At 55.7% G+C, this 13,416-nt stretch carries 11 protein-coding genes; 8 read left to right on the top strand and 3 right to left on the bottom strand.

The window, feature by feature from the left end:
- Window positions 1–2: 2 nt before the first annotated feature.
- On the bottom strand, window positions 3–386 hold the full coding sequence (locus ACR0AU_RS07265) for a 5-carboxymethyl-2-hydroxymuconate Delta-isomerase (protein WP_170422680.1): 384 nt from the start codon (window positions 384–386) through the stop codon (window positions 3–5).
- Between the two features lie 105 nt (window positions 387–491).
- Between ACR0AU_RS07265 and hpaR the strand changes: the two genes are divergently transcribed.
- The gene (gene hpaR, locus ACR0AU_RS07260) at window positions 492–932 is read left to right on the top strand and encodes a homoprotocatechuate degradation operon regulator HpaR (RefSeq protein WP_170394006.1); all 441 of its coding nucleotides are present in this window, start codon (window positions 492–494) and stop codon (window positions 930–932) included.
- Between the two features lie 34 nt (window positions 933–966).
- Here hpaR and ACR0AU_RS07255 read toward each other — a convergent pair whose 3' ends face one another.
- Both ACR0AU_RS07255 and ACR0AU_RS07250 read right to left on the bottom strand, forming a co-directional pair.
- The gene (locus ACR0AU_RS07255) at window positions 967–2,319 is read right to left on the bottom strand and encodes an aminotransferase class III-fold pyridoxal phosphate-dependent enzyme (RefSeq protein ID WP_480795478.1); all 1,353 of its coding nucleotides are present in this window, start codon (window positions 2,317–2,319) and stop codon (window positions 967–969) included.
- Window positions 2,320–2,350: 31 nt separating this feature from the next.
- Complete coding sequence (locus tag ACR0AU_RS07250; RefSeq protein ID WP_480795477.1) at window positions 2,351–3,130, bottom strand: IclR family transcriptional regulator; 780 nt, start codon at window positions 3,128–3,130, stop codon at window positions 2,351–2,353.
- A 109-nt stretch (window positions 3,131–3,239) separates the two neighbouring features.
- Between ACR0AU_RS07250 and ACR0AU_RS07245 the strand changes: the two genes are divergently transcribed.
- From ACR0AU_RS07245 to ACR0AU_RS07215, 7 genes are all read left to right on the top strand, one after another.
- Window positions 3,240–4,169 (top strand): tripartite tricarboxylate transporter substrate binding protein, encoded by a 930-nt coding sequence (locus ACR0AU_RS07245; protein ID WP_170732666.1) that lies wholly within the window; start codon window positions 3,240–3,242, stop codon window positions 4,167–4,169.
- Between the two features lie 62 nt (window positions 4,170–4,231).
- Complete coding sequence (locus ACR0AU_RS07240; RefSeq protein WP_170732665.1) at window positions 4,232–4,768, top strand: tripartite tricarboxylate transporter TctB family protein; 537 nt, start codon at window positions 4,232–4,234, stop codon at window positions 4,766–4,768.
- A gap of 10 nt (window positions 4,769–4,778) precedes the next feature.
- Window positions 4,779–6,311 carry a tripartite tricarboxylate transporter permease gene (locus tag ACR0AU_RS07235; protein WP_170407148.1) on the top strand — a complete coding sequence of 511 codons (1,533 nt, stop codon included), beginning with the start codon at window positions 4,779–4,781 and terminating at the stop codon, window positions 6,309–6,311.
- A gap of 5 nt (window positions 6,312–6,316) precedes the next feature.
- Entirely contained in the window at window positions 6,317–7,801 is a 1,485-nt protein-coding gene (locus ACR0AU_RS07230) for an aldehyde dehydrogenase (protein ID WP_480795476.1), read from the top strand.
- A gap of 73 nt (window positions 7,802–7,874) precedes the next feature.
- Entirely contained in the window at window positions 7,875–9,107 is a 1,233-nt protein-coding gene (locus ACR0AU_RS07225) for a Tm-1-like ATP-binding domain-containing protein (protein WP_170732663.1), read from the top strand.
- A gap of 331 nt (window positions 9,108–9,438) precedes the next feature.
- Window positions 9,439–9,807: a putative quinol monooxygenase gene (locus ACR0AU_RS07220; RefSeq protein ID WP_170561940.1), complete on the top strand. Its 369-nt coding sequence runs from the start codon at window positions 9,439–9,441 to the stop codon at window positions 9,805–9,807.
- A gap of 208 nt (window positions 9,808–10,015) precedes the next feature.
- Window positions 10,016–13,375 (top strand): adenylate/guanylate cyclase domain-containing protein, encoded by a 3,360-nt coding sequence (locus ACR0AU_RS07215; RefSeq protein ID WP_170776287.1) that lies wholly within the window; start codon window positions 10,016–10,018, stop codon window positions 13,373–13,375.
- Window positions 13,376–13,416: the final 41 nt, after the last annotated feature.

Here is a 13,416-nt window from a genome sequence, read left to right as displayed (position 1 = left end):
GGTCAGGCCTCCAGATGGTCGCGGATCGTGCCGGTTTTGGGGGAGAGGTCGGGATCGATGTCGCGCATCTCAAGCGACAGCGCGATGGAATGCTGGCTCATGGCGGGCTCCAGATAGGTTCGGGCCGCCTCGAAGATGCGCTGCGTTGCGTCCTTCTTGTCGGCCTGCGAACGACCGGCCCGCAGCCGGATCGAAATATCGATGAACCCATGCTTTGGATTTCCGTCTGCGATGGCATAGTGATCAACACGGATCGCTCGGACGCGAATGCCTGCTAGCGGAAAGGTGTCAACCTCAGCGGCCGTTGCACGGATGCAATCGCACAGACCGCCCATGTCGATCCTGTCTTCCAGATTCCCGGAATATTCGACGTGAAAATGCGGCATGATTCCTCCGTTATTAATTAACATGTTTATCATTATGAGCTTATGTCGTCAAGAAGTTGCGTTGTTAATCTTTGCATTTCCTGGGGCAGCACTCTAGAAGGCGGCATGAACACTCAAAGCCATACCAAGAGCACCTCAAGGTCGCTTCCCATTGCATTATTGCGCGCCCGCGAAACGATCATGGCCCCCATCAGGGACATGCTGCAGGATATACAGATATCCGAGCAAAAATGGCGCGTCCTGCGCGTACTGGATGAGCTTGGCGAGGTCGAGCAAAGCGCTATCGCCAAAGAAGCTTGTCTGTTGCTGCCCAGCCTGACGCGAATATTGCGCAGCATGGAAGCCGATGGACAGGTCACGCGCCGTCAGGACAGCCAGGATAAAAGGCGGACGATGGTGATGATTACTGATGCGGGTCGGCAGATTTTGAAAGACAACCTGCAAGCGTCATTGGCCATTTCAAATAGTATTGAGGCGCAGATGGGGCGAGAGAAGCTTGATGAGCTACTGGACCTGCTTGAAGAGCTGCAAGCTGTTAAGGTTTGACCCCGCCAGTTGGCAAGCGGGGTCTGCGCGACGACTACAAACTCGACAATCCTGTATCCAGCGCTGACAGGATCTTCGCAACATCGTCGGATGTGACAATCAGAGGTGGCGAAATGATGATGTTGTTGCCAGATACGCGCACCATCACACCATCCTCATAAGCTGCCTTTTGCACCTGTATTGGCAGTTGTTTGGCAATCGGCGCCTTGCTTGCGCGGTCCGAGACCAGCTCCAGCGCGCACATAAGGCCCTCGCCCCCTCGTACGTCACCGATCACCTCGTGCTTTTCAGCCAGTTTCTTCAAGCCCTCGAACAGCTCATCCCCGCGTGCTGCAGCGTTTTCCCAAATCCGCAGACGATTGATTTCTGAAAGAGCCGCCAGTGCCGCCGCCGCGCCGACGGGGTGACCGGAATAGGTGTATCCCTGATCAACGGATGCCAACCCGGTTGTGTCATTTTCAAATACCTCGGCAACTGCCCCCGAGATCATCGCGGCGCCAAACGGGAAATAGCCATTGGTGATCGCCTTGGCCGTCGTCATGATGTCAGGCTGGACGCCCCAATGTCTCGCTCCGCTTTCACTACCGGTTCGACCAAACGCCGTGATGATTTCGTCTGAAATCAGCAGAATACCGTTCTTCGAACAAACCTCACGCACCATGGGCATAAAGCTTTTGTGCGGCGGAATTACACCGCCAGCGCCCAAAATCGGCTCCATGATGAAGGCGGCAACCGTGTCGGCCCCCTGGAACGCAATCTCGGCTTCAAGCGCTTTGACGCAAAGCTGAGCCAGGCGTTCAGGGTCGGTTTCGTCAAACGGGTTGCGATAGGTCCAAGGCGCAGGTACATGAAAACAGCCTGGCATCATGGGTTCATACACGGCGCGGAACTTCTGATTGCCGTTAACCGAAGCGGCAGCGAAATGGGTGCCGTGGTATCCCTGCTTGAGACTAATGAACTTGGTGCGACCGGCCTCACCCCGAACTTTGTGGAACTGACGCGCAAGCTTTAGTGCGATTTCCACAGAATCCGATCCGCCCGAGGTGAAAAAGGCGCGTGTCAGCCCATCAGGAGCAAAGAACTGTGCCAACTCGTAAGACAGCTCGATCGCCTTGTCGTTGCTCGTACCCCGGAAGGTCGAATAATAAGGCAGGGCGTATAGCTGGTCGGCGATCGCCTGTTTCACCGGATCGCAAGAATAGCCCAGGTTGACGTTCCAAAGGCCACCTACGGCGTCGATGGCCTTGTGCCCGTCCACATCGATGATGCTAACTCCTTCCCCGCCGGTCAGAATGGTCGGAGGGTTGTTCCGGCTGTCGGCCGGGTGCGCCATCGGATGCCAGAAATGGCGGGCGTTGTTCTCCTTAAGAAAGTTGGAGTCTTTCATGTTGCGGTTCTCCGGGGTTGTCCACTTTCGCTCATGGGTGGAACTCGGTTGGAAAGGCCTCGGGCATTTGGCCGCCGAAATTTGCGGTCAGATCGCGCGAGAGGGATTGAAGGGATTTCAGGATCAAGGGCAGGCGCTCATAAGTGGCTCTAATCTCGGGCACGGCGATCGAAATGGTTCCAAGGGCGATTTGATCGATGCCAAAGATTGGCGTTGCAAAACCAAAAACACCTTCTTCGTAGCTGCCGTTGCTGTTGGCCCAGCCAGCCCGCTGGATCAGAGCAACTTTTTCCTTGATCAGATCCGGGTCTGTCAGGGTGGATTCGGTGAAACGTACCTGCGCTTCCTGATCCAGACGATCCAGCAGGAAAGGTGGGCCAAAGCTGAGCATACATAGACCCGCCGCAGTCGCGTTGACCGGGATTATCTCGCTTGGATCAAGGCTGACGCGAACGCTGTGCTTGGTTGTCTCAACCACGATGGCGGTTTGCAGGCTGCCCTGTTCCAGCAGCGTTAGGTGCAGGCTTTCGCCAATCTCCTGCATGGCCAAGTGCATTTTTTGGCGCGCGCCTTCAAGGCCGGGTTTGGCAATCTCGCGCAGTGCCGCAAGCCGCAGCGCAGCTGGTCCGATGGTATATGTCTTTGACTGCGGGTTTTGTTCGATCAACCCGAATTCTTCAAGCGCTCGTAGGTGACGCAGGGCTGTAGCCTTGTTCAATCCTGACAGGCGCGCGGCCTGACTCAGGCCGATTTCGGCCATCGTGTTTGAGAATAAGTCCAGCATTTTTAGCGCATTAAGTGCGGCACCCATGTGTTTTGCCTCCTTCCGTTGATGTTATCCTTGACAGAATGAACTTAACAAAGCAAGATTATTATTGTTAACACGGTTCAAATAATGAACCATACACTGGGAGGTGTAAATGAAAAAGTTTATTGCGGCAGCCGTGATGGCCGCCTCTGCAACGGCCGCTTTGGCAGAATACCCCGAAAAGCCCGTATCCTTTGTGGTTCCTTGGCCTCCGGGTGATCTTGAAGACGTCCTGACCAGAATGATCGCAGATGAATTTCAGGCGATGTACGGGGTACCGGCAGCTGTTGTGAACAAGCCCGGCGGCGGTGGTGGTCCTTTCCCCGGCGCAGTCGAAGTCGCCACAGCACCGGCGGATGGCTATACGATCGGGTCGTTTGTGATTGGTGTTCCGGTCATCGGGCCCGAGATTGGTATTCCTGAATTGAACCCGAACCCGTTTGAACCGATCGGCATCTTCCTGACCTACCCGTTCGTAATCGCGTCGAGCAAAGACGCCCCGTTCCAAAGCTGGGATGAGTTGGTGGAACACGGCAAGTCAAACGACGTGGCACTCGGCCACTTTGGCTCGGTTCTGCCACCCACGCAGGTTACTTTTGCCGCCGCTGTCAGCAGCGGTTTCGACTTTGCCAGCGAAGCCGCGTTCGATGCGCTGGACTGCAACACCTTGGCGTCCGGTGACGTTGATGTCATCAACACCACGCTCCAGCTTATTCTGCCCTGTCTGGATGAAGTGAACGTGCTGGCCAGCATCGGCGGCGACCGGATCGCTCTGGTACCGGATACGCCGACAGTGGTTGAGCTTAACCCAGACCTGCCATTGGCGCTGTGGAACGGATTGTTTGTTCACAAAGACACGCCGCCCGAGGTTCGCGAAAAAATCACCGCCGCAGCCCAAAAAGCACTGCAATCGGACAAGGCTAAAAAGCTTGCCGAAGAAACCGGTGCGCTGATCTATTGGCAGGATCCCGATGCTTCGAATGCCCAGATCGAGCAAGATAAAGCGTCATTCGCCAAAATAGAAGAGATTCTAGGCGAGTAACACCCCGGATCGAGGCGCGGGCAGTGATTTCCGCGCCTTCTTCATAGGGCTGGGAGGATGAAATGATCGCAAGAACGCTTCAGGACATGTTCAAACGGTATCGCCGTCCGGGTGATATTGTCTTTGCCGCATTGTTCCTGGCTTTCTCGGTGTTTCTGCTGTCTCAGCTTGGGGAGCAGACGCAGGTCGTCAAGCGGACCAAATGGTTTGCTCAACCCGGTCTGTGGCCCACCGTTGCCGTGTGGTGCATGGTCTTGTTCAGCTTTTTACATTGGCTCAGCTCTGCCTTATCCGATCGGATCGATGGTCGTTGGGCCGAGGTCGGGTTTTGGGTCCGGTCTCTGGAATATGTGGCTTATTTCCTGATTTATGTCCTACTGGTGCCACAGCTTGGCTATCTGCCGTCCACCATGTTGTTCGCGGTGTTTCTGACGCTGCGCTCAGGGTTTCGAGGCTCGGGCGCGATCGGCATCGCAGCCCTGTTCGGCTTCGTCGTCACCATCGTGTTCCGAGCGTTTCTGCAAGTCAAAATCCCGGCAGGGGCTGTCTATGAATACCTTCCCGACTCGATCCGCGCCTTTGCGCTGACATATTTGTAGGGAGGCACGTATGGATACCCTTCTGTCCGGTGTTTCAATCCTGCTGCAATGGCAGGTCATCGTGGCCTTGTTCATCGGCTCGATCGGTGGTGTCATCATCGGCGCGCTGCCCGGTGTGGGCGCTGCCGTTGCCATCGCCATCCTGTTGCCCGCAACCTTTGCCTTTGAGCCCATCGTCGGTCTGACCTTGTTGTTGGGGATTTACGGATCATCCATGTATGGCGGCGCGATCCCGGCCATCCTGATCAACACGCCCGGCACGGCGGTCAATGCGCTGACGACCTATGATGGCTATCCAATGACCAAGCGCGGCCAAGGCCACAGGGCGTTATCGCTGGCTTATTCAGCTTCATTCTTCGGGGGAGTCTTTGCCATCATCTGCCTGATGGTCCTCTCGCCCGTGTTGGCCATGATCGCCCCGCATTTTGGCAGCCGCGAGATTTTTTTGGCCGCGTTGCTAGGTATTGTTCTGGTCGTTTTAGCCCATCGAGGACAGATCTTTGCAGCAGGTATGCTTGCTGCATTTGGCGTCTTTTTGAACACGGTCGGACTGGAGCCCGTCAAATATACGCGCCGCTATACATTCGATCAAAGTTGGCTGGCGTCAGGCGTTGACCTGATCGTGGTTGTGCTGGGCCTGTTTGCGCTCAGCCAGGCTTTTCTTTTGCTGTTGGAAAAGAACCACGCTCCAGAGGACACCCATGTCAGCGGGAATATCTTTGCAGGTTTGAAGGAACTGTTGGGCCTGAAACGGATCGCTACCGTTTCTTCAAGCATCGGGGTATTCATGGGCATGGTGCCGGGAACGGGTGAGTTCACTTCGCAGTTTCTGTCCTACACCTATGCTCAGAAAAGCTCGAAAAATCCCGACAAATTCGGCGATGGCTCGCCCGAAGGGTTGGTGGCATCCGAAGCCGCGAACAACGCCGTGCCGGGGGCAGCGATGATCCCCCTACTCGCCCTCGGTATACCCGGCGAAGCGCTTACGGCGATGATGCTGTCGGTCTTCTATGTTCACAACGTGATCCCCGGCCCGCAACTGTTTGAGAACCAGATGGATTTCGTCATGGCCCTATATATGGCGCTGATCCTGCTGAATGTGATCGTTCTGGTCTTTCTGCTGTTTTCGACAAACCTGCTGTTAAAGATCATTCAAATCCCCACACGCTTCCTCGGCGTGATGATCCTGATCCTTGCTTTTGTCGGAGTATACAGCCTGCGCAATTCGATCACCGATTGCGCGATCGCTGCGGGGTTTGGCGTCTTTGGTCTGATCCTCAAACGGCTTGATCTGCCGATCGTCCCGATCATCCTGGGCATGGTATTGGGTGGAATCATGGAAACCAAGCTTCGTAGCGCAATGGCTCGGGTCAAGACGCCGCTGGACTTCATCGACCGGCCCATCGCAGCCATTCTGTTCGGCCTGATTGTGCTGATCCTGATCCTGCATTTCCGCACGCTGTACTACGAGTTCAAAAACAAGCTGCGCCCCGAACCCCATGTCCCAGCCGTGGATTCCGACCACCCGAACCAACAAGGATAGCTTTCATGGATCAGTCTTCCATCGATGCCTTGCGCGTGCAGGAGATTGCCACACGCGGACACTTTATCAATGGCGATTTCCGTGCCGGTGAAACTGGCGCCCTGCATGAGGTGCTGTCGCCCATCGACGGCCAGCCTCTCGCTCAAATCGCCGAGGGCAGCCCGGCGGATGTGAATGCAGCGGTGCGCGCCGCGCGGACCGCGTTTGAGGATGGCCGGTGGTCGCGCATGGCCCCTGCAGGACGCAAGAAGGTTCTGCTGAAACTGGCGGATCTGATCGAATCCCGCGCGCTCGAGATCGCGGTGCTGGGCGTACGTGACAACGGAACCGAGATCAATATGGCCTATAAGGCCGAGGCGCTCTCGGCTGCGGCCACTTTCCGCTACTATGCCGAAGCCATCGACAAGATTTACGGGCAGATTGCCCCGACCAGCCATGACGTTCTGGGCCTCGTGCATCATGCGCCTGTCGGTGTTGTCGGGGCGATTGTGCCCTGGAACTTCCCGCTGATGATCGGCAGCTGGAAAATCGCCCCTGCCCTTGCAGCGGGCAACTCCATCGTCTTGAAACCGGCAGAAAGCGCATCGCTCAGCCTGTTGAAAATCGCTGAACTGGCTGCCGAAGCCGGAGTTCCGGATGGCGTCTTCAATGTGGTGACCGGGCGTGGTTCGGTCGCGGGCGAAGCTTTGGCCTTGTCGATGGATGTGGACATCATGGTCTTCACGGGATCCGGCGCGACAGGTCGGCGACTGCTGGAATACTCGGCGCGGTCCAATCTGAAACGCTGCTATCTGGAATTGGGTGGCAAGTCTCCAAATATTGTTTTCGCTGACGCGCCCGATTTGGCGGAAGCTGCAAAGGTCTCGGCCGCCGGGATTTTCCGCAACTCCGGACAGGTCTGTATCGCGGGCTCGCGCCTGCTGGTGCAGCAGGACATCTACGAGGATTTTGTCGCCGAGATCACGCGCTACGCCGCAGCCTTTCGCGTTGGTGATCCGTTGAACCTGAACAGCCAGATTGGTGCCGTGCATAGCCTGCCCGAGTTAGAGGCCAATTTGGAGTTCGTTACCAAGGCCGAAGCTGAAGGTGCCGAACGTCGTACGGGCGGAAACCGCATTCTGCCCGAAACCGGGGGCTACTATATGTCCCCTACAGTAATGGCAGGTGTCAAAGAAACGGATCATCTGTTTCAGAACGAAGTCTTCGGCCCAGTCTTGGCCGTGACCCCGTTCAATGACGAAGCCGAGGCGATCCGGCTTGCCAATGCCACAGTCTATGGGCTCGCAGGCGCAGTCTGGACTTCGAACCTCAGTCGCGCGCATCGCATGGTGGCCGAAGTGCGGACCGGGGTCATGCATGTGAACACCTATGGCGGCTCGGACCTGACCGTTCCGCTTGGGGGCGTGGGTCAATCCGGGAACGGGCATGACAAATCTTTGCACGCGCTTGAGAAGTACTTTGAATTGAAAACCGCCTGGATAAAGCTCTGACTGCGGGGTGTCTGTACGACATGTTTTCACCGCTTTGTCTGGGGCCCATAGGTCGCATGAATAGGAGGAACCAATGACCACAAAGACAATCCTGCTGATTGGGACCTACGACACGAAAGAACCCGAGATGCGGTTCATCGAACAGGCGATCAAGGCGCAGGGCGCGGATGTGTTGACGATGGATGTCTCGGTATTGGGCGACCCTTTGGAGCCAACCGACATCTCCAAGCACGACGTCGCCCAAGCGGCTGGAATGACCATCGAAGATGTCATCGCACAAGGGGACGAGAACAAAGCCTTTCGCGTGATGTCAGATGGTGCCTCGAAGACCGTGGCCCAAGCCTATGCGGATGGCCGATTTGATGGGATGCTGGCTACTGGAGGGACCATGGGTACCGATCTGGCCCTGGATTGTGCGCAGGCCTTGCCAATGGGGGTGCCGAAATACATCGTGTCTACCGTCAGTTTTTCTCCGTTGATCCCGCCGCACCGACTGGCTCCGGACATTCAGATGATCCTGTGGGCCGGGGGGCTCTACGGTATGAATTCGATCTGCCAATCTTCGCTTGCGCAAGCGGCCGGCGCTGTTGTTGGTGCCACAAAAGCTGCCACAATACCGGATCGCAGCAAACCGCTGATCGGGATGACCAGCCTTGGGTCCTCGTGTCTGCGCTATATGAAAACGCTCAAACCAGCGCTGGAAGAGCGCGGGTTCGAGGTTGCCGTTTTTCATTCCACCGGAATGGGCGGCATGGCATTCGAAAAACTGGCGGGTGAAGGGGCGTTTGCCTGCGTCATGGACTTCTGCATGCAGGAATTCGGGAACCTGATGGCGGGTTCCGTGGTCTCCAGCGGTGAGGATCGCGTGACAAATGCCGGGCGTGTGGGCACACCACAGCTGGTTGCGCCAGGCGCGCTGGACCTTTTGGACTTTGCCGGATGGCAGGACATCCCTGACCAGTATGCCGACCGTCCATTTCATGAACACAACCGCCTGATAAAAAGCTCGGTCTTCAATGGCGATGAACGCCGTGCCTGGGTGCGGGAGCTTGCCAACCGATTGGAGGCCGCAACTGGCCCGGTTCACTTTTTTCTGCCCGTTCACGGGGTCGAAGCCTGGGACAAGGAGGGTGAAGAGGCGTATGATCCCGAAGCCCTGGCCGAGATGATGGATGAGGCCCGTAAAGTCATGCCCGGGCGCGTTCCTATGACCGAAATAGACGCACATATCAACGATGCCGCGTTTTGCGATCATGTATTGGCCCAGTTCGACGAATGGGTCGCAGAAGGCGTGGTCGCAACATAAATTCGGGATTTACGCCCGTCTTTATGATATACACGCAGGTCAAACACAGCCTCGGTGGGCGTGAGTTCGGGCGCATTCTTCTACGTGCGGCCGACTTGCAGTTGGATGCATAACCATCACCGCTTGGATACTTGTTAAAGACTATTTTTCGGCGGAACCGTGTCACCGGTTCAAGGTGGCCAAAGACCTGCGCAGTAAGTGAAGAATTGAACTCAACAAATGCCCAGGATTAGCGACCCGTTCCGCCGGTGACGTTGCCAATATTGAGCGGCAACCAAACCGTTGGACCCGCATTTAGACGATCGGTCCAACCCATGAAAGGAGCGAGGAAATGCTAACCACGATTGCGATTTGGTATCTGAACCCAGAAACCCGGTCCGAAGGTATTGCTGCACTCCGGCGGCTTGCTAGGGACGTCAAGAAAAACGAACCTGATACCTGGGGTTACCTTGTGCACTCAGGTGGCGCGGACTCGGTCCCGCCATGCGATGACGATAAGATTGTGTTCGTGGAAATCTACAAAAACGAAAAGGCATTCAAAAAACACCTGAGCAAAGGATCGGATTTTTCGAAGTTCCTGAAAAAAAGTGGTCACCTTTTTCTTTCTGCCCCAGGGAGCAAGAGCCCATTCTTTCAGGTCATGAACGTGGATCGCATTCAGGGATTCGTGCGCCCCGAAGCTGGGTCGAGCAACGGCTAAAGGTAGGTCGGGCGATCCCGGCCGCCCCAAGGAAACCCTGTAATTTTGTTGATCCACGGGGCTTTGCGCCGGGTAAAGTTGCAGCCTGGTTCATCCATCAGGAATTGTTGGGCGACGCATTGTTGATATTATGTTATAAGAAGCCGTGATTTCGTTCTATCGTTTCTAATTTTGACCTGATCTATCTAAACTTACGAAGGCGACCATTTTGGTAAGTCCTGACGTTAATTGCCCAAATTGTGGTTCGGCCAATCCTGCCGGATCGAAGTATTGCCAAAGCTGTGGAAACGCCCTGTCCCTTACGTGTACAGCGTGCGGAGCCCCAGCTTTGCAAAAGGCAAAGTTCTGCACGGCCTGCGGCGCGTCTTTGGTCGGATCAGCGTCGGTCAAAAACTCAGAGCCAGACAATTCACCGCCACTAACGCCTGCATCCGAAAATGTTGCGGAACGGCGGCAACTGACCGTCATGTTCTGCGATCTGGTTGGTTCTACCGCGTTGTCCGAAAAATTTGATCCCGAAGACTATCGTGAGCTTATCACCCAATATCGCGATCTGGTCGGTAGCACGGTTGCGAATTTTGGCGGTGAGATCGCAAACTATGCGGGTGATGGTGTTGTGGCTGTGTTTGGTTACCCCGTCGCGCAAGAGGCGAGTCACTATTCGGCCGCGCTGTGCGCGCTTGAAATTACTCAGATGGCAGAGGGTATTGAAGTCGGATTTTCCAGCCAGCCGGTTGCGACCAACGTTCGCATCGGAATGCATACCGGACCCGTTGTTGTTGGCACCGCCAACAGCTCGTCATTGGACGAAAAGATGTGGTTGTTCGGAGATACACCAAACGTGGCCGCGCGCATTCAGTCAGTTGCCGAAGTTGGGCAAGTCGTGATTTCCGAAGTAACACGACGCTTGATTGGTGAACGGCTCGACTTTGTGTCTTTGGGCGCGCCGCAATTGGCAGGGATTAGCGCTCCGCTAGAGCTGTTTGAGGCCCGGCAGAAGGTTTTGGGGTTCGAAACGGGGCGCAAAGACTTTTCACACGACAAAACACCAACCATCGGTCGAACGGCGGAAATTGCCTTGGTCCGATCTCGGTGGGAGGGTGCGCTGGAAGGTGAAGGGCAAGTGCTGTTGCTGACCGGTGACGCCGGTGTCGGAAAATCCAAGATCGCCTTTGGGCTAAGCGATGACCTGGCCGACGAAGATGCATCCCGATTCATTCTGTTCGGCTCACCACTTCATCAAAGCAGCGCATTTTATCCGATAAAAAATGCGCTTACGGCGTTGACCGGAATGACACCTGATGAGTCATCGGAACAGAGCCGGGCAAAAGTCATCGGGTTTTTGTCTGAACTCGGTCTTGATGATCCAGACTGCGCGACGCCCATTCTGCGCCTGGTGGCGCTGGAAGACACTTCGATTCCAGCTGAACCAATGGCACCTGAACGGGAAAAAGGTGCTCTGATCGAAGCATTGCTGCGGCTTTGTGCAAGCTTAGAGCAATCTTCACCGCTGATGTTGCTGCTGGATGATGTGCACTGGTTCGATGCTTCCACGCTTGAGTTTGTCGACGGATGGGTTGAGCAACTGTCAAGTAGACGCTGCCTGGTCTTGATGACCGCCCGCAGTGAATTCCAGTCACCCTGGCGAAACCAGTCACATGTCACCACCTTGGAGCTGAACCGTCTGGTCCGGCGCGATATCTTCAAACTGGTTGAAAGCATTTCGGGGATCCGGCCTTCGGATGAGGTTCTGACCCAGTTGGCAGACCGAACCGATGGCGTGCCGCTGTTTGTCGAAGAACTGACCAAAATGGCAATGGAATCCGGTCTGCTGGCAAGCCGGGGGCAAAGTAAGGCCGAGTTGTCCATGGCGATTCCGGAGTCTCTGCAGGATTCCTTGATGGCCAGGCTGGACCGATTATCCGCCAGCCGCGAAATCGTGCAGGTCGCTGCTGCAATCGGGCGCAACTTTGAAAGAAACCTGCTTAGCCACGTTTTGAAATGGAGCGACCAGGAAATCACCAGAGCGCTGGAGCAGCTACTTGAAACAGAGTTGATTGTTCCCGCCGGGCTGAGAGGCGTGGAAGACACATATCGGTTCCGTCACGCCTTGGTACAGGATGCGGCGTATCAATCCATGCTGCGTTCGACAGCGTCCAGATGGCACGGTCAAATCGCGGCGGTTCTTGAAGAGAACTACAAGGAAATTGTTAAACACGAGCCAGAGATTCTGGGCCATCACTATTGGCGGGCCGGTGATTATTTGGCGGCCGAGCTCAACCTTATGCGGGCCGCGCGCCAGGCATTGGATCATTCTGCAAATGTTGAGGCCATCACCCATCTGCAGCACGCCCTGGAATGTCTGCAGGAACTGCCTGCGTCGCAAGACCGCGACCGGCGCGAGATTGATCTGCAAATCACCATCGCGGTTCCTTTGGCGTTTGTACGAGGATACGCACACAATTCGGTCCTTTCCGCATATGCCCGGGCACAAACCTTGTGTCGTGAATACGGCGAAACAGAGCGGTTGTTCAAAGTCGTCTATGGCCAGTTCCGATCGACAATGCTGGGGGGCGAATATGCTGTATCGAAACAGAATGCGGATCGCCTGGTGTCGCTTTGTCAGGATCTGAAAAGCCCTCTTGCTATTGTATCCGCCGAGAGATCACTTGGCTCGCTGCAGACATATCTTGGCCAGCCGCAGGACGCCCTAACGCATTTGCAGGCAGGGATTGATGTCAATCTGTCGCTTGAGCACCGGTTCATGGGGCTGGATTTTGACGTCGTTGATCTATCCGTCGCGCTTCAGGGATATCGTGCGCTGTCTTGCTGGTTGTCAGGCGACACGAAAAGCGCTTTGGAAGCGATCGAAAAGGCCGTGCTTCACGCGGAAGAAACAGCGCATCCCTTCAGTCAATCCTTTGCAAATGCATTTCTGGGTTGGATCTCGCAGTTCCGCGGTGATGAAGACCTTGTACTGGAAAGCTCGGCCAATCTGATTGCGCTTTCAGAGGAGTACTCGTTTCAGTTCTGGCGTGGATGGGCGCGGATCATGAACGGATGGGCACGCCGGAACGAGTTGGGCGACGGCGCGCTGAAGGAAATCGAACTTGGTCTTCAGGAATGGCGGGATACCGGCTGCCGGCTGGGGTTGAGTTTCTTTCTGTATCTTTATGCAGACGCGGCCATCCTGCACGGACATCTCGAACTCGCAGAAGAGCTTTTGGACGAAGCCGAGCAGATCACGTTGGGTGGGGGGGAACAATTCTGGATTGTCGGTTTGACCCGGCTAAGAGGACGTCTGGCGCTTGCCCAAGGTCATGAAGAAGCGTGTATCGATCATTTCGAGCAGGCTGTCAGTTTGGCGCTGGACCGCGGGCATTTTGGTCCGCTGCTGCGTACGATCAAAGAGCTTGCAAAGCTTGATCCAACCCCCGATTGCCTGAACCGGATCAAAAAAGCGGTTGAAGAAGTCGCCGGGTTCGATGGTCCGGATTTGGCCGAGACACGCGCTATTCTGAGTAAACTTGGAACTGCAAAAACGGAGAGCTCATCACAGGACATTTAAAAAATACGAGATAGTCAAAGCCAGTCGGGAGGACATAGCCA

Source organism: Ruegeria sp. CG1 (assembly GCF_056537265.1).
Note: the sequence above shows the minus strand (reverse complement) of the source record. Positions and strands in the feature narration are given on the sequence as shown.

Excerpts from the sequence above, each read along its gene's own strand:
- ACR0AU_RS07245 (WP_170732666.1), top strand. The coding sequence starts at position 3,240 with ATGAAAAAGTTTATTGCGGCAGCCGTGATGGCCGCCTCTGCAACGGCC.
- ACR0AU_RS07250 (WP_480795477.1), bottom strand. The coding sequence starts at position 3,130 with ATGGGTGCCGCACTTAATGCGCTAAAAATGCTGGACTTATTCTCAAAC.
- ACR0AU_RS07230 (WP_480795476.1), top strand. The coding sequence starts at position 6,317 with ATGGATCAGTCTTCCATCGATGCCTTGCGCGTGCAGGAGATTGCCACA.
- ACR0AU_RS07265 (WP_170422680.1), bottom strand. The coding sequence starts at position 386 with ATGCCGCATTTTCACGTCGAATATTCCGGGAATCTGGAAGACAGGATC.
- ACR0AU_RS07220 (WP_170561940.1), top strand. The coding sequence starts at position 9,439 with ATGCTAACCACGATTGCGATTTGGTATCTGAACCCAGAAACCCGGTCC.
- hpaR (WP_170394006.1), top strand. The coding sequence starts at position 492 with ATGAACACTCAAAGCCATACCAAGAGCACCTCAAGGTCGCTTCCCATT.
- ACR0AU_RS07225 (WP_170732663.1), top strand. The coding sequence starts at position 7,875 with ATGACCACAAAGACAATCCTGCTGATTGGGACCTACGACACGAAAGAA.
- ACR0AU_RS07240 (WP_170732665.1), top strand. The coding sequence starts at position 4,232 with ATGATCGCAAGAACGCTTCAGGACATGTTCAAACGGTATCGCCGTCCG.
- ACR0AU_RS07235 (WP_170407148.1), top strand. The coding sequence starts at position 4,779 with ATGGATACCCTTCTGTCCGGTGTTTCAATCCTGCTGCAATGGCAGGTC.
- ACR0AU_RS07255 (WP_480795478.1), bottom strand. The coding sequence starts at position 2,319 with ATGAAAGACTCCAACTTTCTTAAGGAGAACAACGCCCGCCATTTCTGG.